The sequence below is a fragment of the Methylobacterium sp. J-070 genome, from assembly GCF_022829385.1.
GTDB lineage: Bacteria > Pseudomonadota > Alphaproteobacteria > Rhizobiales > Beijerinckiaceae > Methylobacterium.
In genome coordinates, this window is sequence record NZ_JAKSXX010000129.1 from 1 (window position 1) to 18,842 (window position 18,842).

Consider the following 18,842-nt stretch of genomic DNA (forward strand, 5'->3'; position numbering starts at 1 on the left):
ACGGCAGGTCGCACCGGACCAGCCGCACACGCTTGCGGGTCGACCGCACACACTTGGCGCGGGGTGGAGCAGCCCGGTAGCTCGTCAGGCTCATAACCTGAAGGTCACAGGTTCAAATCCTGTCCCCGCAACCAAAATCACAAAGCCCGCGCCTCCGCGCGGGCTTTGTCGCGTTCAGGACCGCGCCGTCGTGGGGCGCGACGCTCGGCCGCCGCATCCCGAGCTCGACCCGTCCGGGATGAGCTGTTCCTGCAGTTCATAACCCGAGGTTGCTTGAGCATCGTCCGCCGGCAGGGGGCATACCTGCGCCGCCGGCTCTCACAGGCGCGCGATCCCTGCGTCCGGCATGCTCGCGACACGCGGCGATCCGTGTCGCTGGCCGGATTGTGCCTGGGTGCCGCGCATAAAGAGCTTCCGTCGTCGCCGGAAGGTGGGAACGGACATGTCGGTTGTGCACAAGCAAAGACGTGACAGACTATTTTCCTTGAGGTTGAACCTTCAAGGTCGCTCTTCTCGGACAGTCTGCGCCTGTATCACCGGTTCTAAATTTAAGACTTGACCCGATTTGCGGATGCGATTGTATCGTTCTGCCGAATCGCGACGCAGTGCTTGCGTTCTGGCGAGTTTCGTCATCACGAGAAGGCAACACGCGGGAAATGGTCCGATCAGATGGCGGTGACAGCCGCTTCGTTGCACTCGCATCCGAGATCGTCTCGGCCTATGTGAGCCACAATCACGTGCAGAGCCTGGATCTGCCAAAGCTCATCAGCGATGTTCACGATACGATTCGTGGACTCTGCGCCGCAGGCCGCGGCCCGACGGCCGCCAAGGCCACGCCGCAGGAGATCCGGCGCTCGGTCACCCAGGACTTCCTGATCTCGTTCGAGGACGGGAAGCCCTACAAGACCCTGCGCCGCCACCTCACCCTGCGCGGCCTGACGCCGGAGGCCTACCGTGCCAAGTGGGGCCTCGCCCCCGACTATCCCATGACGGCCCAGAGCTATTCCGAGCAGCGCTCGCAGCTGGCCCGCTCCCTGGGCCTCGGCCAGCAGCGCGGGAAACCCGCCGCGCCGGATCCCGAGCCCGAACCGGCGCCGCAGCCCGCGGGACGGCGCCGGTCCCGCAGCAAAGAGGTCGCCTGACGGCGCGCGCGCCATCCCGCCTGCCGTGAAGGTGTCGCGGGCCTGCCGCAATCGGCCTCGATAGCGTAGGGCTGCACGGTGCGCCCGCCCGGATTCGACCCGGACGGCGCCCATCCCGACGCCGGAGCCCTGCATGCTGACCCGCCTCTTCCTGCCCGCCCTCGTCGCCGCCCTGCTGGCCGCCGGCCCGGCCGGGGCGCAGATGGCGCGCACGGAGGCCAGGGAGCCCGTCAAGGACATGGCCCGGGACGGAACCGCCAAGGCCGTGCCCCTCAGCAAGGCCGACGTGCAGCTGTCCTTCGCCCCCGTGGTGAAGCGGGCTTCGCCCTCGGTGGTGAACGTCTACGCCTCCCACGTGGACAAGCGTTCCGACGCGCGGACCAGCGCCATGGAGGAATTCATGCGCCGCTTCTTCGGCGAGCCGGAGGGCGGCCGCGGACCCCGGGGCGACCGGGCGCAGCGGTCCCTGGGCTCGGGCGTGCTGGTGGATGCCGACGGCCTCGTCATCACCAACAACCACGTCATCGACAACATGAACGAGGTGCGGATCGCCCTCGCGGACCGGCGCGAGTTCGAGGCCGCGATCGTGCTGCGCGACACCCGCACCGACCTCGCGGTGCTCAGGATCAAGGAGCCGCCGAAGGGCCTCGTGCCGATGCCGTTCGGCGATGCCGACGCCCTGGAGGTCGGCGATTTCGTGATGGCGATCGGCAATCCGTTCGGCGTCGGCCAGACGGTGACGCAGGGCATCGTCTCGGCGCTGGCGCGCACCCAGGTCGGCTCGGCGGACTACCAGTACTTCATCCAGACCGACGCGGCGATCAACCCGGGCAATTCCGGCGGCGCCCTGGTGGATCTGCGCGGCCAGCTCGTCGGCATCAACACCGCGATCTACTCGCAATCCGGCGGCAGCCACGGCATCGGCTTCGCGATTCCCGTGGGCATGGTCAAGGCGGTGGTCGAGGCCGCCCGCGACGGGGCGGGCGTCGTGCGCAGGCCCTGGCTCGGCGCGCGCATCCAGAGCGTCACCCCCGACATCGCCGACAGCATGGGCCTCGACCACCCGACCGGCGTGCTGGTGGCGAGCCTGCAGCCCAAGAGCCCGGCCGACGAGGCCGGCCTGAAGCGCGGCGACCTGATCCTCGCGGTCGACGGCCAGGAGGTGGCCGACCCGGAGGCGTTCGGCTACCGCTTCGCCCTCAAGGGCGTCCAGGGGCAGGCCCGGTTCGGGATCCTGCGCGGCACGAGCCGCCAGACGGTGGCGATCAAGCTCGCCCCCGCCCCGGAGTCGCGCCCCCGCGACGTGCTCAAGGTGAAGACCCGCTCGCCCTTTCTGGGGGCGACCCTGGTGAATACCTCGCCGGCGGTCGCCGAGGAGATGCAGGTCGATTTTCCCGCCGACGGCGTGGCCGTGCAGGCGGTGGACGAGAATTCCGTCGCGGCCCGGGTCGGGCTGCAGAAGGGCGACGTGATCCTCTCGGTCAACGGCGTGCCGGTGCCCACCACCAAGGATCTCGACCGGGCCACCCGCAACAGCCTCAATTCCTGGGAGGTGGCGATCAACCGCAACGGTGAGATCCTGACCTCGGTGTTCGGGGGCTGAGCCGGCCCGGCGCGCGGCCGGCGCGCGATCGGCTCAGGGCCGTGGGCAAGGCCCGCCACCCGGCTTGCGCCCGCCGCCGGCCCCGGTGTTGATGCGCGGATGTCCGACCTGTTCGCCTCCGCGGAGCCACCAGGGCCCCTCGATTCCAGCACGGAGACGGCCCGCCCGCTGGCGGACCGCCTACGCCCCAAGAGCCTCGCCGAGGTGGTCGGCCAGGAGCACCTGACCGGCGCGGGCGGCAGCCTCACGCGCCTCCTGCGCGGGAAAAGCCTCGGCTCCCTGATCTTCTGGGGACCGCCCGGCACCGGCAAGACCACGGTGGCGCGGCTGCTCGCCCAGGGCACCGACCTGCATTTCGAGCAGATCTCGGCGATCTTCTCCGGCGTGTCCGACCTGCGCAAGGTGTTCGAGGCCGCGCGCAGGCGCCGCACGGCCGGGCAGGCGACCCTGCTGTTCGTCGACGAGATCCACCGGTTCAACCGGGCGCAGCTCGACGCGTTCCTGCCGGTGATGGAGGACGGCACCGTCACGCTGGTCGGCGCGACGACGGAGAACCCCTCGTTCGAGCTGAACGCGGCGCTCCTGTCCCGGGCCCGGGTGCTGCTGTTCCGGGCCCTCGATCCGGGCGCCATCGCGCGGCTGCTGGTCCGGGCCGAGGCGCTGACCGGCCAAGCCTTGCCGCTCACCGAGGAGGCGCGGGGCGTGCTGGTGCGGATGGCCGACGGCGACGGCCGCGCGGCCCTGACCCTGGCGGAGGAGGTCTGGCGCTCGGCGCAGCCCGGCGAGGTCCTGGATGCCGAGGCCCTTCAGGAGATCGTGCAGCGGCGCGCGCCGATCTACGACAAGGCACAGGAGGGCCACTACAACCTGATCTCGGCCCTGCACAAGACCGTGCGCGGCTCCGACCCGGACGCGGCGCTCTACTATCTCTGCCGGATGCTCGATGCCGGCGAGGATAGGCTGTTCATCGCCCGGCGGCTCGTGCGCATGGCGGTGGAGGATATCGGGCTCGCCGACCCGCAGGCGCTGGTGGTGGCCAACGCCGCCAAGGATGCGTTCGACTTCCTCGGCAGCCCGGAGGGCGAATTGGCGCTCGCCCAGGCGGCGATCTACCTCGCCTGCGCGCCGAAATCGAACGCCGTCTACGAGGCCTACAAGGCCGCCACGCGCCTCGCCAAGGAGGCGGGCTCCCTGCCGCCGCCGCGCACCATCCTCAACGCGCCGACCAAGCTGATGAAGCGGATCGGCTACGGCGAGGGCTACCGCTACGACCACGACGAGCCCGACGCCTTCTCGGGCCAGGATTACTGGCCCGACGCGCTCGGGCGCCGGCAGCTCTACCAACCCACCGAGCGCGGCTACGAGACCCGGCTCGCCGAGCGCCTGGAGCGGTGGGAGGCGCTGCGCAAGCAGCGGCGCGGGGAGGGGTAGGAGGCCTCAGAGAGCGAGCGGCGCGTTGTCGACCACCTCCTTGATCACGAAGAAGGTGCGGGCCTGGTGCACCCCCGGCAGGCCGATCAGCGTGGCGCTGTGGAGCCGGTTGAAATCGGCCATGTCGGAGACCCGGATCTTCAGGATGTAGTCGAAGTCGCCGGCCACGAGGTGGCAGTCGAGGAGCACGGGGATCGCCCGCACGGCGGCCTCGAACGCCGAGAAGCTCTCGGGCGTCGAGCGGTCGAGCACGACGCCGACGAAGACCAGGGTGCCGCGGCCGACCCGGGCCGGGTCGATCAGCGCCCGGACCGCCCGCACGAACCCGTCGGCGAACAGGCGCTGGATCCGGCGGTGGCAGGTGGCCGCGCTGGTGCCGGAGCGCTCGGCGATCTCGGCATTGGCCATGCGCCCGTCCGCCTGGAGCAGGCGCAGGATCTTCAGGTCGATCCGGTCGAGCCCTGCAAGCATGGCGCTTTCTTTCAGATTATGCCGGTTTATCGGATGATTTCTCACTCGATCCGTCGATCGATGCAAGGCAGTGGCCAAACACCGGCCAAGATCGAGAGCACCTTTCGAACGATCCGGGTTACTTTTCCCCGTGCCCGAAAGGCGCGCCCCGCCGGACGCGGATCGGTCCCGGCGCTTCGAGACCCGGAGAGACCCGATGCTGCAGACCTTCGAGCGCTATCCCCTGACCTTCGGCCCGACGCCGATCGAGCCGCTGAAGCGCCTCACCGCCCATCTCGGCGGCGACGTCGCGCTCTACGCCAAGCGCGAGGATTGCAATTCGGGTCTGGCCTACGGCGGCAACAAGCTGCGCAAGCTCGAATACATCGTGCCGGACGCGATCAGGAGCGGGGCCGACACGCTGGTGTCGATCGGCGGCGTCCAGTCGAACCACACCCGCATGGTCGCGGCGGTCGCCGCCAAGCTCGGCATGAAGTGCCGGCTGATCCAGGAGGCCTGGGTGCCCCACGAGGACGCGGTCTACGACCGGGTCGGCAACATCCTGCTGTCGCGGATCATGGGCGCGCAGACGCAGCTCGTCGATGACGGCTTCGACATCGGCATCCGCGACAGCTGGAAGCGGGCGCTCGCCGAGGTCGAGGCCGAGGGCGGCAAGCCCTACGCGATCCCGGCCGGCGCCTCGGTGCACAAGTATGGCGGGCTCGGCTATGTCGGCTTCGCCGAGGAGGTGCGCCAGCAGGAGGCCGAGATGGGCCTGCGCTTCGACTACGTGGTGGTCTGCACGGTGACCGGCTCGACCCATGCCGGCATGGTGGTGGGCTTTGCCGCCGACGGGCGCGCCCGCAACGTCATCGGCATCGACGCCTCCTGCACGCCGGACCAGACCAAGGCCCAGGTCCTCGACATCGCCCGGAACACCGCCGCGCTGATCGGCGCGGGCGACATCGTCGCCGACGACGTGGTGCTCAACCCGGACTATGCCTACCCGGTCTACGGCGTGCCCTCCAAGGAGACCGTGGAGGCGATCCGGCTCTCGGCCCGGCTCGAGGGCATGATCACCGACCCGGTCTACGAGGGGAAGTCGATGCAGGGCATGGTCGACCTCGTGAAGAAGGGCTTCTTCCCCAAGGGCTCGAAGGTGCTCTACGCCCATCTCGGCGGCGCCCCGGCGCTGAACGGCTACAGCTACACGTTCCGCAACGGCTGAGGCGGGGCGACCCGCCCCCATCGGGCCCCCATCGGGCCGCCTTCCGGGGCGCCTTCCGGGGCGCCCGGGTCGGCTCCGCCCGGGCTTCGGCACCGGGCGGAGCCGACCGGAACGCCCGGCGGCTCTCAGCCCTCCGCGTTGCGCGCCATGAAGGTCGCGGGGGTGCCGTCCTCCGGGTTCACGAAGACGATGTCGGTGGGCGCCCGCCGGGGCGTGTCGATCGACAGGAACACCACCGGCACCCCCGGATCGATCTCCGGCATCGCGTGGACCGTGCCCTTCTCGAAGACCAGGAGCTGCCCGGGGCCGAACGCCGTCGCGGCGGCCGGGTCGCCCAGCCAGACCGTGCCCCGGCCGGACAGGCAGTAGAGGTACTCGTCGCAGGTGGCGTGGTAGTGCGGCGGGGTCGGCCGGTAGACCCGGAACACCCGGGCGCTCGCGGCCGGCCGGTCGGTCAGGTAGGTGTCGACCAGCAGGGTCCGGGCGCTGTCGGGCAGCGCCGCCGCCAGCGCCGCCACGTCGAAGATGCCGGTCCCCGGTTTCGGCCCCGCCTCCGCCATCGCGTCCTCCCGTCTCCGAAAACCGCTCGCCTACTCGGAAAAGCCCTCGAGCACGATCTTGCCCTTGGCGCGCCCGCTCTCGATCAGCGCGTGGGCGCGCCGGAGGTTCTGGGCGTCGATCCGCCCGAAATGCTCATTCAGGGTGGTGCGCAGCCGCCCCGCATCCACGAGACGGGCGATCTCGTCCAGGAGCGCCCCCTGGGCGGCGATGTCCCGCGTGCCGAACATCGAGCGCGTGAACATGAACTCCCAATGCAGCGACAGGCTCTTGCGCTTGAGCAGCGCCACGTCGAGGCGCTCCGGATCGTCGATCAGGGCCAGCCGCCCCTGCGGGGCGATCAGCTCCACGATCCCGGCGAGGTGGGCATCCGTGGCGGTGGTCGAGAAGACGAGGCCCGGTGCGCCGAGGCCCAGGGCCGCCACCTCGGCGGCGAGCGGCCTCGCATGGTCGACGACGTGGTGGGCGCCGAGATCCCGGCACCACTGCGCCGTGTCGGGCCGCGACGCCGTGGCGATCACGGTCAGGTCCGTCAGTTGCCGCGCGAGCTGGATCGCCACCGAACCGACGCCCCCCGCCCCCCCGACGATCAGGATCGCCGGGGCGGCCCCCGGCACCGGCTTGGCCGTATCGAGCCGGTCGAACAGGGTCTCCCAGGCGGTGATCCCGGTGAGCGGCAGGGCGGCGGCCTGCGCCCAGTCGAGGGACGCGGGCTTGTGCCCGACGATCCGCGCGTCGACACAATGGAGCTGCGCGTTGGTCCCCGGCCGGGTGAGGTCGCCCGCGTAGAACACCGCGTCGCCCGGGGAGAAGCCCGCGACCTCCGCGCCGACGGCGGCGACGGTGCCGGCCGCGTCCCAGCCCAGCACCTTGACGCCGCCGGGCTCCGGCTCGGCCCGCCGCCGGACCTTCGTGTCGACCGGGTTCACCGAGATCGCCTCGACCTTCACCAGCAGGTCGCCCGGGCCGGGCTCGGGCGCGGGCAGGTCGAGATCGATCAGGGATTCGGGATCGGTGATCGGCAGGGATTTCCGGTATCCGACGGCGCGCATGGCGGTCTCCTCGGGCTGTCGCGGAGGGAGATGCCGCGCCCCTTCACGGACCGCAAGCGCGCACAGGAAATGCCCGGCCTGCCCGCGGCGATACCGCACCAGGATGCCATGCCCCGCACCCGCCACCAAGCCGGCGATCGCCGCGGCGCCTCCGGGGATCCGGGGCCGGCCGACCCGCGCGACCCGGCGCATGCCGACCGACCCGTTGCGCGAAGTCGAGGCGGACGGGCCGCTCACGCAGAGGATCGACCCGCAAGTCCTGCCGAAGGTGGAGACCGGCGCGATGGAGCGCGACGGGTCCCGGAACCCGTCATCCGCGCGCCGAAGACCTGGGATACCTGCACACCAGGCAGGCAGACCTGATGACGGTTGCCGCCTGATCTGGCCGGTCTGCAGTGTCGGGGTGGGGAGACCCATAACTCTATCTTTAAGGATCGGCCGGATGGTGACGCGTTGCCTGCCGGACCGGCCCGGAAACTCCGATGCTTCTGCTCTCCTCGCTCCGCGCCCGCATCCTGGCGGTGGCGCTCGCTCCCTGCCTCGCCTTCGCGGGGGCGGCGGGCCTCGCGGTCTCGGACCAATGGGCGCGCCGGGCCGAGATGGACCGGGTGGAGAGCCTCGTCGGCCTCGCCTCGCGGATCAGCGCCTTCGTGCACGAGGCCCAGCGCGAGCGCGGCGCCTCCAGCCTGTTCCTGGGCGCCAAGGGGGCGCAGTTCGGGCCCGAGCTCACGATCCAGCGCGGGCGCACCGACGCGGCCCTGGCCGGGCTGCCGGAGGCCATGGCGGTGGCCACGGGCTTCGGACCGGCCTTCGCGGCGCGCGGCGCGGGCTTCGCGCGGGTGCTTCCCGGGCTCGCGGCCCAGCGCCGCGCCATCGACGCCCTTACCCCGAGCGCGCCGCAGGCGACCGCCTTCTACACCGGACTGATCGGCGAGGGGCTCGGGATCGTGCGGGCGCTGGGCGGGGTCATCGACGAGGCGGGGCTGGCCGCTCGGGCGAACGCCTACGCGGCCTTCCTGGCGCTCAAGGAGGCCGCCGGCCAGGAGCGGGCCGCCGCCGCGGCCGCCTTCGCCTCCGGCAGCCTGGACCTCGCCGGCGCGCGCCGGCTCACCACGCTCTCGGCCGAGCAGGCGACCTACGCGGGCCTGTTCCGGGCCGGGGCCGAGGCCGGGCAGGCCGCCCTGCTCGACGCCGCGGAGGCGACCGAGCCGGCCCGGGAGGTCGCGCGCCTGCGCAGCGCCGCCCAGGAGACGATGCCGGGCGCGGCCCTCGCGTTCCGCGACGCGCCGGCCTGGTTCCGCCTCGCCACGCAGCGGATCGATGCCCTGAAGGGGGTCGAGGACCGGCTGACCGCCGATCTGGTGGCCGCCGCCGGCACCGTGCGCGCCCGGGCCGACCGGATGCTCGCCCTCTGGGCCGCCGGCGGCCTCGCCCTGTTCGCCCTCTCGGCCGGCCTCGCGGTCTGGCTCGGCACGGCGATCGCCCGGCCGCTCGTCCGGATGGCGCGGGTGCTGACCGCGATCGGCCGGGACGAGGCGACGAAGGATCTGGCGATCCCGTCGAACGGCCCGCGCGAGGTTCGGGCGATCGCCGCCGCCGCGGTCGCGTTCCGCGACAGCGTCGCCGAGCGGCGGGCGGCGCGGGATGCGCAGGAGCGGCTCGCCGCCGAGGGCACGGCCGCCCGGCGCGCGGCCGCGCTCGGGCTCGCCGACAGTTTCGAGCGTCAGGTCGGCGGCATCGTCGAGGCGGTCTCGGCGGCCGCCGCACGGCTGGAGGCCTCCGCGCACGGCATGGCCCGCGCCGCGCAGGACGCGACCGATCTCAGCCAGGCGGTGGCCGGCTCGGCGGATTCGGCCGCGCGCTCGGCCGACACGGTGGCGTCGGCCACCGAGGAGCTCACCGCCTCGGTGCGGGAGATCGGCGGGCAGGTCGGGGCCTCGGCCGACCTCGCCGCCGCCGCGACCCGGGACGCGGACGGGATGGCCGGGGAGGTGCACCGCCTCGCCCAGGCGGCGGGCAGCATCGGCGAGATCGTCGCGATGATCGCGCAGATCGCCGGCCAGACCAACCTGCTGGCGCTCAACGCCACCATCGAGGCCGCCCGGGCGGGGGAGGCGGGGCGCGGCTTCGCCGTGGTGGCCGCCGAGGTGAAGCACCTCGCCGAGCGGACGGCCAGGGCCACCGGGGAGATCGCCGCCAAGGTCGCCGAGATCGCCGGCTCCACGGAGGCCTCGGTCCAGTCCATCGGCGGGATCACCGAGGTGATCCGCAACCTCGCCCGGATCGGCGCCGAGATCGCCACCATGGTCGACCAGCAGGGCGCGGCGACCGCGGAAATCGCCCGGACCACCGCCCAGACCTCCCAGGACACCCGCGGGGTTTCGGGACACATGGCGGCCGTCGGCGCGGCGGCCGGCACGGCGAGCCAGGGCTCGGCCCAGGTTCTGCAGGCGGCGGGCGACCTGTCCCGGCAGGCGGCCGACCTGCGCGGCGCCGTGGAGGGGTTCCTGGCCCGGGTCCGGGCGGCCTGACGATCCCGGTTTCCGGAAGGCGGGCCGTCCGGCCCCCGAGGCGCCGCCCGGCGGCAGGGCTCCGCCGCCCCCGCGATCACCCCGGTCAGTCGGGGATCGCGAAGCCGATCGACAGGCACAGGGCCGCCACCGCGGTGAGCGCCATCGCGGCCTGGCGGACCTGGTACCAGCGCGCGCAATGCGCCCGCTCCTCCGGCGTGGCGCTCAGGCCGAGTTCGTCGTCGAACCCCCGCACGAAGGATTCGAAGCTCGGGACGGCCCGCCGCGCGAGCCACAGCCAGACCCCGACGGCGATCAGGCCGAGGGCCCAGCCCCCGTAGGTAAAGGTATCGTCCAGCATCAGGCGCATGCGTCCGGCCTACGCCCCCTCGCGGGCCAGTCTACGGCAGGTTGAGGACATTGCCTACAGCCTCGTCCCGACAGGGCGCCGCAGGCCCGGCGGGCGGGCTCAGGGCAGGTCCGGGTCCGCGGTCCGGCCCAGGGCGTAGAGGGTGATGGCGGCCGCGTTCGAGACGTTGAGGCTGCGGATCGCCCCCGAGAACGGGATCCGGGCGAGCACGTCGCAGCAGTTCCGGGTGCGTTCGCGCAGGCCCTTGCCCTCGGCGCCCAGGACGATCACCAGCGGCCGGGCCACCGTCAGCCCGTCGAGGCTCGCCGGCGCGTCGGAATCGAGCCCGACCCGCGTGAAGCCCCGCTCGCCGAGGGCGATCAGCGCCTCGGCGAGGTTCCGGACGGTCACGAACGGCACGTGCTCCAGGCCGCCGGAGGCGGATTTCGCCAGGACGCCGGTGGCGCCGGGGGCGTGGCGTGCCGTGGTGACGATCCCCGCGACCCCGAAGGCCGCGGCGGTGCGCACGATCGCCCCGACATTGTGCGGATCGGTGATCTGGTCGAGCGCCAGCAGCAGGGCGTCGGCGGGCAGGTCGTCGAGGCCCGGGGCGGGGAGGGGCTCCGCCTCCAGGTACAGGCCCTGGTGAACCGCGTCCGGACCGAGCAGCCGGCCGATCTCGCTCGGCCGCACCAGTTCGGGGGCGATCCGCAGGGCGCCGCCGAACTCCGCCTCCAGCCGTGCCGCCGCGTTCTCGGTGGCGAGCAGCCGGTGCAGGCCCCGCGCCCCGTTGGCCAGGGCCTGGACCACCGGGTGCCAGCCGTAGAGAACCGCGGATCCGTCGCCGGCGGATCCGGGCTGCGGTCCGGCGTGACGGGGACCGGGCCGGAAGCCCGGGCGCTGGGATCCCGGCGGCCGGGACTTGAACGGGCGAGGCTTGGATGCGCGGGCGTCGGGCACGCGGGACTCGGTCGGGCGCGGCTCGGACGACCGGGGACCCGGCGGGTTCCCGTCGTTGCGGCGGCCGGTCATCGGACCGGGATCGGGAAGCGGGGCATCGGCACGGCCTTCTCTGAGGCCCTCTCTCTGAGGGTTCGTCGCGGGAGCTTCCGAGAAACCGGGCGCCACGGTCCGCGTCAAGCCGCCATGACGACCATCGACCCGCCGCGGCCGGCGATGCCGCGGTCTCCGGCACGGGCGCGGGGATGTGGACAAATCGGAGATATTCCTTTCGTCACCTGTGCGAGCGCTCCGCTTCCCGGGTTCGTTCGTCAGAACGAACAGGCGCGCCCGGAATAGGAAAGATATCAAGAGACGATTCTCAGAGAGTCAGTTCGGTAAGCTATATGGTGGGGGAGATCCGCTTGCGGCCCCAACGGCTTATGCCGAGTTCTCGCATCCGACTCTGCGCGGTCGCGCATTGGACTCTGCGCCCGGACGTATCGAACTCTGCGGCCGGATGCCGGCTCGGCGTATCGGAATCTGCGGGGTCGCGTATGCGATTCGGCGCGGAATCCGTCCCGATCCGGTGGATAGCGGGGACGGAATGCGCGGCGGCGGCCGTATGCGACTCTGCGCGGGGCGCGGCGGGGTCCGGAGCCGTATGAGACTCTGCGCCGTCCCGGTCGGGCGGGGGGCGGAGAACAGGGTGGAGCAGGGGGCGGAGAACGGGGCGGAGGACGGGGCGGAGAACGGGGCGGAGAACGGGGCGGAGAACGGGGCGGAGAACGGGGCGGAGAACGGGGATTGCCGGGACAAGCCGGTCCTGAGCGGGACCCCGGCGGGCGAATCGTGGCATGGCAGGGTCGGACCGCGTTCCCCCGGCCGGAAGGACGGCCCGCGACACGGTCCGAAGGACGATGGGCGTGCGATGAGCATCGAGGAGAAGATCGCCGGGATCCACGACCCGGACCTGCGGGACGAGGTCGAGGCGGCGCGCGGCGGCTTCCTGTTCGCCCAGATCGTCGAGCACGTGCTCCACCGCCAGCGCGAGCGGGACGCGCAGGCGGCGATCCTGAACGCGGCGGAAACCCGCCGCGCCGGGCTCTCCCGGGACCAGCGCCGGCGCGACGCGGTGCGCCTCGTGATCGAGAGCGAGCCGGCGCTGCCGTCGAGCCTCCAGCACATCCACTCGGTGCTGGCGCTCTGCGGCCTGCCCTACCGCGACCCCGGGCCGGTGCGGGAGTTCTCCCGGACCTACGGGCGCAACTCGCTCAACCTGATCGCCGGACGGATCAAGGATCCGGAGACCGGCGCCTTCGAGCCCCAGGGGTTGCCCTACGGGCCGAAGGCCCGGCTCGTGCTCCTGCACCTCTGCACCGAGGCGGTGCGCCAGCGCAGCCCCACCGTGAAGGTCGCCGAGACCCTGTCGGGCTTCATGCGCGAGATGGGCTTCGCGGTCACGGGCGGCGAGCGCGGCACCATCCGGCAGTTCAAGGAGCAATTGAACCGGCTGGCCGCCTGCTCCATGCAGATCGGGCTCTGGGACGGGCGCGACAGCGCCACGACCCTCAACGTCCCGCCGTTCCGGAGCCTGGAATTGTGGCGGTCCCGGGCCGGCGAGGGCGACGCCGAGGCGGGGCGCACGGTGCGCTTCGACCCGGAATTCTACGAGACCCTGATCCGCCACGCCCTGCCGGTGGACATCCGGGCGGCGCGGGCCTTCTCGGGCTCGGCGCGCAAGCTCGACCTGCTGTTCTGGACCGGCTACCGGCTGCGGTCGCTCCAGCGCCCCCTGCGGCTGACCTGGAGCAATCTCCACGCGCAGTTCGGGGCCGAGAACGCCTCGATCCGCAGCTTCCGCCAGGCGTTCAAGGCGGATCTGGCGCATCTGCGCGAGGTCTTCCCGCGCCTGCCCCTGGTGCTCGACGACGGCGGCCTGATCCTGCATCCGGCCGACCCGAGCCTGCTGCTGGTGCCGCCGCGGCCGGCGGCGAAGCGAAGCCGGGCCCGGGCCTAAGGAATAGCGCATGTTCCTTAGGGCCGCCGGATCCCGGAAGGAATTGAAGTCGCATTCCCTTTGCCCGGAAGCCGAACCCCGCTAGATATTCCGTTCGTCCAGAGGGAATGGCGAATGGGCCTGTCGGAACCTGAGATCGCGGCGCGCTTGGCCGCCCTGCGGCTCCGGCGCGAGGCCCTCGACCGCGAGATCGCCGATCTCGTGCTCTACCTGGAACTCGGCCGCCGTCTCGGGGCCGTCGGGATGGAGCCTCCGGGGAGCCCCGGCCCGGCGGGACAGGAGGCCGGCTTAGCCCCGGACACCGGGTCGTGGCCGGAGCCGGCCGTCGCCGCGCCCCCGCGGGACGCGACACCGGTCGGCCCGGGCGGCGCGCCGCGCGCATCGCCGGAGCCCCGGGCGAGCCGGGGTTCTGCGCTTCCCGGCGGGGCTTATTCCGAGTCCGGTTCCCAGTTTCGTTCCGAAGATCGAGGTGCCGCCGCCGCGATCCCCCCGGCCATTCCGTTCGCCGAGGATGTGGCCGGGGCCCGCCGCTACGGCCGGGCTGTGGTGGAGGCCGCGCGGGGGGCGATCGCGGAGGCGGGCCGCCCCCTGCACGCGGCCGAGATCCTGGCGGTGCTCCACGGCCGGGGCTTCACCGTGCCGGGCCGAGATCCGGTGGCCGCGCTCAACACGCGCCTGTGGAAGCGGTCCGGTCCGGGCGGGCCGCTGCGCCGCGTCGGCGAGGCGACCTACGCGCTGGCGGAGCCGGCATGAGCGGGGGCCGGTCGCGAAAGCGTGACGACGCCGGGCCGCGCGCGTCCGTCATATGAGGGTCGTCCGGAGGCGCGGGATCTGGTTCGTCCTCCGGGGCGACAGGGCGCGCGACCGGCGGCCGGCGCCGGCGAGGCTCGCGACACGGGTGGATGGGCGGCATGGTCGAGACGCGCGCGGTTCCAGCGGGTACGGGCGGTCGGGGTCTCGAGGTCCGGCGCGCGGGCTCGGAGCCGACGCGGTGACGTTCGCCGCGCCGGCCGCGCAGGCCCTCGCCTTCATGCTGGGCTGCGCGGTGATCCACGCCGCCCGCGCGCACGCGGAGGTTCTCACCCGGCTCCTCGCCGCCGCGGCGGTGGCCACGGCCGTGCTGGTGCTGCTCGTCGCCTCGCTCGACTGCGCGCCCGAGGCGGGGGAGAGCTTTGACGAGGTCTCGGTCTACGCGGCCTACTGAGGCCCCGACGGGACGTCCCCCCGGCGGACGGCTCAGTTGATCAGGCAGAAGCCCGTGCCGGTGCCGACCCGGCGGTCCTGCGCGCACCAGGGCCTGGGCGCCCCGGGCGGGGATTTCGGTTCGGCGCCGCGCAGGGCGAGGCTGCCGAGATCCGCGCGGACATCGTGCGCACCGCGCGGCGCGCTTCCGGTCGCCGCTTCGCCCGCCGTCGCGGGCTGCGCGAGGTCGGGCGGGCTCAGCGTCGCGAGTCCGGGCATGTCCTGCGCGGCGGCGGTGCCGCACAGGATCAGGCAGGCGGCCGGGGCCGCGAGGAACCTGAGCATCGACGAAGCTCCTGCCGAGAACGATCCCGCCGGCCGGTCCCGTGGGACGGGCCGGCCGACCGCGCGAGCATGACGGGTCCCCGTTAAGAGCGCGCGAAGATTCAGGATTAACCGGTTGCCAAGATCGCCTGAAAACAGACCCGCATCTCGCGAGATCCGAGCTCTACTGGAACGCGTCGGATCTCGGCCCTTGCCGGGATTCGGATCCTGCGCGTCGGGCCGGCACCCGGGCGGCCCGCCGGGGCGGGCGCTGGTCCGGCGCCGGGACGGGGTTCGGGCTCAGGCCGCCTGCCGGCGGCCGCCGGCGGAATCCTGCGCCACGGGCAGGTCGGCCCCGGCGATCGGCCGGAACCGCCCGGTCGCGCCGTCATAGGCCAGGAGGGCGCCGGTCTCGATCTCGAAGAACCAGCCGTGCAGGCGCAGGGCGCCCTTGGCGAGGGCGGCGGCGACGCTCGGATGTGTGCGCAGGTTGGCGAGCTGGACCACCACGTTCTCCAGGGCCAGGGCGTGGTGGCGCGCCTTCGCGTCCATCCCCTCGGGGTAGGCCTCGCAGACGATCCGCTCGGCGGCCTCGGCGTGGCGCAGCCAGGCCGCCACGGCGGGCATCCGCTTGAGCAGGTCCCGGTTCATCAGGCCGTGCATGGCGCCGCAATCGGAATGGCCGCAGACCACGATGTCGCGCACGCCGAGCGCCACCACGGCGTACTCGATCGCCGACGAGACGCCGCCGACGCTGTCGGAGGCCGGGGGCACGATGTTGCCGGCGTTGCGGCAGACGAACAGGTCGCCCGGGCCCGCCTGGGTGATGTGCTCGGGGGACACGCGGGAATCCGCGCAGGCGATGATCAGCGCACTGGGGTGCTGACCGTCGCGCGCCAGGTGCTGGTACATCTGCCGCTGGCCGGGGAAGACGCTGCCCTGGAAGCTGGCGATGCCCTGGATGATGCTGTTCATGAAACGGTCCTGAGGCTGGACGGGAGGGGATTTCGGCGGGCCGCGCACGCCCGGTGGGGATCGACGCCGCCGCGGTGCGGGTCGGGATGGGGGTCGGGATGGGGGTCGCCGACGTCGGAGCTCATGGGGCCGCAGCCCGCGCCCGCCTGGACCGCCGGCGGCGGAGCGCGGGCGCCGGGCAAGAGGGCGGGCAGGAGGCCGGGGCCTGGAGGGGCCGTGTCTTCGTCATCGCGCATCCTCGCGGGGTCGTGACCTCGCCGGGGACGCCGCGTCCCGGGCCGATGCCCCGAACATGACGGCCGACGCGCAGGATCGCTGTGCGCGCGAGCACAGTAAGGTCTTGAAAAACTTAATCCTTCTGCCTGGATCGACCCGGTGCGGGGGCGCACGTCACGACGGTTTGGCGCCGTCGACGGAATCCGCGGCCCTCCCGCGGCCGGCGACGGGACTCGCGGAGGATCGGACGGTTCCGGAGGGCGGCTCTCGATCGCGCCGGGCCTCTCAGGCGCGGGCGCGCCGCTGCGGGGCCGCCTCGGCTTCCGCGGGCGGGGCGGGCAGGGGGCTCACCGCCACGTAGACGAGGCCCGCCGCCTCGTAGGCGAGGCTGGCGGTGTTGCGCCCGGCCAGGCCCCGCAGCAGCAGCCGGGTGCCGAACCCGGTCCGCGACGGAGGCACCACGGGAGGGCCGCCGCGCTCGCGCCACGTGATCCGCAGGGTCTGGGCGTCCGGGCCGGTCTCCCGCGCCCAGGTCAGGACCGCCCGGCCGGCCGGAACCGAGAGGGCGCCGTGCTTGACCGCATTGGTGCACAGCTCGTGCAGGATCATCGTCAGCGCGAGCGCCCCCTCGGGCGGCAGCCGCAGGTCGGGCCCCTCCAGGGTGATGCGCGGCGCGTCGCCTCCGAATGCCGCGTCTCCAGCTGCCTCGACGCCAAGCGGCTCGCCCGCCACTGCCTCGCTCCGGAAGGGACGCAGGGCCTGATCGGCGATGCCGCGCAGGTCCGCGCTCGCCCAGCTCTCGCGGGTGAGGATGTCGTGGGCGCGCGACAGGGCGAGCAGCCGTGCCTCGAGGGCGTCGCGCCCGGCCGCGGCTCCGCCACCGAGATTCTTCAGGCTCTGCCCGGCCATCGACTGCACGGTGGCGAGGGTGTTCTTCACGCGATGATTGAGTTCGTCGATCAGGAGCCGGTGGGCCTGGCTGCGCCGGGCGAGCTCGTCGGCCGCCGCCGCCAGGGCGTCGGCGATCATCGTCCCCTCGCGCACGAGGGAGCGGGGGAGCGGCGGGACCGGCTGGTCGCGGCCCAGCGCCCCCGCGGCCCCGGCCAGCTCCCGCAGCGGGCGGGCGATCAGGCCGGCGAGCAGCCACGCGAGCAAGGCCGCCACGAGCGCCACCCCGCTGCCCGCCGCCAGGATGTTCCAGCGCAGGGCGGCCGCCGAGGCCAGGGCCCGGTCGGCCGACTGGCGCACCACCACCTGCCAGCCGAGGCCGGGATAGTCGCGGTAGCCGGCCGTGCGCGCCCGCGCGCTGAGATACACGGTGGTGCCGTCCGGCCAGGGGCCGACCCGGCTGATGCCCTGCGGATCGAGGGGGCGCCCGCCTGCCGGCGCGTCCCCGGGCAGGGGGGCGCCCTGCAGGACCGCTGGCCCGAGCAGGACGGCGCCGTCCCGGGACAGGATCAGGATCTCCGCCCCGGCGCGGTGGCCCCGGAGCGAGCCCTCGAGGGTGCGCGCCATGTCGCGCGCCCAGGTCCAGTCGAGATGGGCGGCGAGGACCCCGACGAGGCGCCCGTCCGCGTCCCGGACCGGGGCGGACACGTCGAGGAGGCGCAGGGGCTCGCGCGGGTCCGCCTCGCCCGGATCCGCGCCGCCGGGGATCGCTCCGCCGAGGATTCCCCGGCCGGGGGCCAACGCCGCCTGCAGGAGTCTGGCCGGATGCACGTCCCCCACGAAGGGCGCGGCGCGCGCCGCGCGGAAATAGTCCCGGCCGGAGACGTCCGCGCCCTCCAGCGCGCCGGTGCTGGTCACCACCACGCGCCCGTCCGGGTCGATCAGCCCGATGATCGAGTAGGCCGGGTAGGTCGCCTGCATCCGCTCCATCAGGGCGCGCTTGGCGGCCGCGCCGGCCCCGGGATCGCGCAGGCTGTCCGAGGCCGCGGCGATCTGGATGTCGCGCCAGCGCTCGAACATGCCGACGTCGAGGCTCCGCGCCATCTGCCCGGCGATCTCGGCGAGCTGGCCGCCGACCTCCGCCTCGAGCCGGCGGGACGCCTCGCGGCTCACCAGGGCGGCGAGCGCCAGGGTGGCCAGGATGCCGAGGGTGCCGAAACCCAGCGCCAGCACGGCGCGCAGCGGCGGCGCCGACCGCCGGCCGCGCGGCCCGGCCCGGCCCGCGGGATCGGCCTGCGCGGCGGCCGAAGCGGATCCCGCAGCGGATCCCGAAGGCGTTTCCGAGGGCGCGACCGCCTGCATCCGATCTCCCGCGGATCCGGGCCGCCTCCGCCGAAGGAGATCGCGCCCGCCGAGCCTTCTAGGGGCTGCTTCCCAGGGCTCCTACTCAGCACGCGCCAGGGGCCTCAGCAAGACAGTATCGGCCTCCGGCGACGCGCTATTACTATCGAGAGTTGCAAATATGCACCCGATCGCCCCGACACCGGCGGCGTCAGAAGCCCGGCCAGGCCCCCGGGACCGTGCCGCCGTAGCCCCAGCCGGTGAAGGGCGGCGCCGCCACCCGCTCCCGCGTGGCCGGGGGCAGCGCCAGGGCGAGGGGCCGCGGCGCCTGCCAGATCCGCCAGTCCCGCTGCGCGCGCGCGGCCATGCGGGACAGCGTCAGGTCCATGTCGGATCCGGCCGGCGGGTGATGCCGCCCGGGATGGGGCCGTGATTCCGGCCGGGCCGCCGCCGGGGCGATCGCCATCAGCACGACGGGGAGGATCAGGGCCGCGGGGAGCGGCTTGGGGCCGGCACGCATGGTTCGGGCTCGATGGGGAGGGCCTGCACGAGGTCGGTCGACGGGAGCTACGCCGGGGACGCACGACCGGTTCCGGGGACACCGCGCCCGCCGAGGGAGGCCGAGGCCAGCGCG

General features: G+C 73.4%; 17 protein-coding genes and 1 tRNA gene. 9 read left to right on the forward strand and 9 right to left on the reverse strand.

The genetic code is table 11. The annotated features are described in order from the left end of the window. The first annotated feature begins 57 nt into the window (after positions 1 to 57). The 4 genes from MKL01_RS12485 (at position 58) to MKL01_RS12500 (ending at position 4,176) form a co-directional block, all read left to right on the forward strand. Positions 58 to 134: transfer RNA gene (locus tag MKL01_RS12485), tRNA-Met, on the forward strand. 522 nt (positions 135 to 656) lie between these two features. Continuing rightward, positions 657 to 1,142, forward strand: coding sequence for a MucR family transcriptional regulator (locus MKL01_RS12490; protein ID WP_243905540.1), 486 nt, complete (start codon positions 657 to 659; stop codon positions 1,140 to 1,142). 133 nt (positions 1,143 to 1,275) lie between these two features. Beyond that, on the forward strand, positions 1,276 to 2,745 hold the full coding sequence (locus MKL01_RS12495) for a Do family serine endopeptidase (protein WP_243905541.1): 1,470 nt from the start codon (positions 1,276 to 1,278) through the stop codon (positions 2,743 to 2,745). A gap of 99 nt (positions 2,746 to 2,844) precedes the next feature. Further along, positions 2,845 to 4,176, forward strand: coding sequence for a replication-associated recombination protein A (locus MKL01_RS12500; RefSeq protein WP_243905542.1), 1,332 nt, complete (start codon positions 2,845 to 2,847; stop codon positions 4,174 to 4,176). A gap of 6 nt (positions 4,177 to 4,182) precedes the next feature. On the opposite strand, the gene MKL01_RS12505 is transcribed toward MKL01_RS12500, so the two are convergent. Next, entirely contained in the window at positions 4,183 to 4,647 is a 465-nt protein-coding gene (locus MKL01_RS12505; protein WP_243905543.1) for an Lrp/AsnC ligand binding domain-containing protein, read from the reverse strand. A gap of 196 nt (positions 4,648 to 4,843) precedes the next feature. Between MKL01_RS12505 and MKL01_RS12510 the strand changes: the two genes are divergently transcribed. Continuing rightward, complete coding sequence (locus tag MKL01_RS12510; RefSeq protein ID WP_243905544.1) at positions 4,844 to 5,854, forward strand: 1-aminocyclopropane-1-carboxylate deaminase; 1,011 nt, start codon at positions 4,844 to 4,846, stop codon at positions 5,852 to 5,854. A 125-nt stretch (positions 5,855 to 5,979) separates the two neighbouring features. Here MKL01_RS12510 and MKL01_RS12515 read toward each other — a convergent pair whose 3' ends face one another. Both MKL01_RS12515 and MKL01_RS12520 read right to left on the reverse strand, forming a co-directional pair. Further along, positions 5,980 to 6,414, reverse strand: a complete 435-nt coding sequence (locus MKL01_RS12515) for a cupin domain-containing protein (protein WP_243905545.1) — start codon at positions 6,412 to 6,414, stop codon at positions 5,980 to 5,982. 30 nt (positions 6,415 to 6,444) lie between these two features. Further along, positions 6,445 to 7,464 carry a zinc-binding alcohol dehydrogenase family protein gene (locus MKL01_RS12520; protein ID WP_243905546.1) on the reverse strand — a complete coding sequence of 340 codons (1,020 nt, stop codon included), beginning with the start codon at positions 7,462 to 7,464 and terminating at the stop codon, positions 6,445 to 6,447. A gap of 482 nt (positions 7,465 to 7,946) precedes the next feature. Between MKL01_RS12520 and MKL01_RS12525 the strand changes: the two genes are divergently transcribed. Beyond that, positions 7,947 to 9,995, forward strand: a complete 2,049-nt coding sequence (locus MKL01_RS12525; RefSeq protein WP_243905547.1) for a methyl-accepting chemotaxis protein — start codon at positions 7,947 to 7,949, stop codon at positions 9,993 to 9,995. An 85-nt stretch (positions 9,996 to 10,080) separates the two neighbouring features. On the opposite strand, the gene MKL01_RS12530 is transcribed toward MKL01_RS12525, so the two are convergent. Beyond that, entirely contained in the window at positions 10,081 to 10,335 is a 255-nt protein-coding gene (locus tag MKL01_RS12530; protein WP_243905548.1) for a hypothetical protein, read from the reverse strand. Positions 10,336 to 10,443: 108 nt separating this feature from the next. Then, the gene (locus MKL01_RS12535) at positions 10,444 to 11,355 is read right to left on the reverse strand and encodes a TrmH family RNA methyltransferase (RefSeq protein ID WP_243905549.1); all 912 of its coding nucleotides are present in this window, start codon (positions 11,353 to 11,355) and stop codon (positions 10,444 to 10,446) included. A gap of 838 nt (positions 11,356 to 12,193) precedes the next feature. Here MKL01_RS12535 and MKL01_RS12540 point away from each other — a divergent pair. The 3 genes from MKL01_RS12540 (at position 12,194) to MKL01_RS12550 (ending at position 14,486) form a co-directional block, all read left to right on the forward strand. Beyond that, positions 12,194 to 13,282 (forward strand): replication protein RepA, encoded by a 1,089-nt coding sequence (locus MKL01_RS12540; protein WP_243905584.1) that lies wholly within the window; start codon positions 12,194 to 12,196, stop codon positions 13,280 to 13,282. A 114-nt stretch (positions 13,283 to 13,396) separates the two neighbouring features. Next, positions 13,397 to 14,035, forward strand: coding sequence for a winged helix-turn-helix domain-containing protein (locus MKL01_RS12545; RefSeq protein ID WP_243905550.1), 639 nt, complete (start codon positions 13,397 to 13,399; stop codon positions 14,033 to 14,035). 238 nt (positions 14,036 to 14,273) lie between these two features. Continuing rightward, complete coding sequence (locus MKL01_RS12550) at positions 14,274 to 14,486, forward strand: hypothetical protein (protein WP_243905551.1); 213 nt, start codon at positions 14,274 to 14,276, stop codon at positions 14,484 to 14,486. A 32-nt stretch (positions 14,487 to 14,518) separates the two neighbouring features. On the opposite strand, the gene MKL01_RS12555 is transcribed toward MKL01_RS12550, so the two are convergent. From MKL01_RS12555 to MKL01_RS12570, 4 genes are all read right to left on the reverse strand, one after another. Further along, entirely contained in the window at positions 14,519 to 14,809 is a 291-nt protein-coding gene (locus MKL01_RS12555; protein ID WP_243905552.1) for a hypothetical protein, read from the reverse strand. Between the two features lie 279 nt (positions 14,810 to 15,088). Beyond that, on the reverse strand, positions 15,089 to 15,763 hold the full coding sequence (locus tag MKL01_RS12560) for a carbonic anhydrase (protein WP_243905553.1): 675 nt from the start codon (positions 15,761 to 15,763) through the stop codon (positions 15,089 to 15,091). Between the two features lie 501 nt (positions 15,764 to 16,264). Next, positions 16,265 to 18,229, reverse strand: coding sequence for a sensor histidine kinase (locus MKL01_RS12565; RefSeq protein WP_243905554.1), 1,965 nt, complete (start codon positions 18,227 to 18,229; stop codon positions 16,265 to 16,267). Positions 18,230 to 18,419: 190 nt separating this feature from the next. Then, on the reverse strand, positions 18,420 to 18,728 hold the full coding sequence (locus MKL01_RS12570; protein WP_243905555.1) for a hypothetical protein: 309 nt from the start codon (positions 18,726 to 18,728) through the stop codon (positions 18,420 to 18,422). Between the last annotated feature and the right edge of the window lie 114 nt (positions 18,729 to 18,842).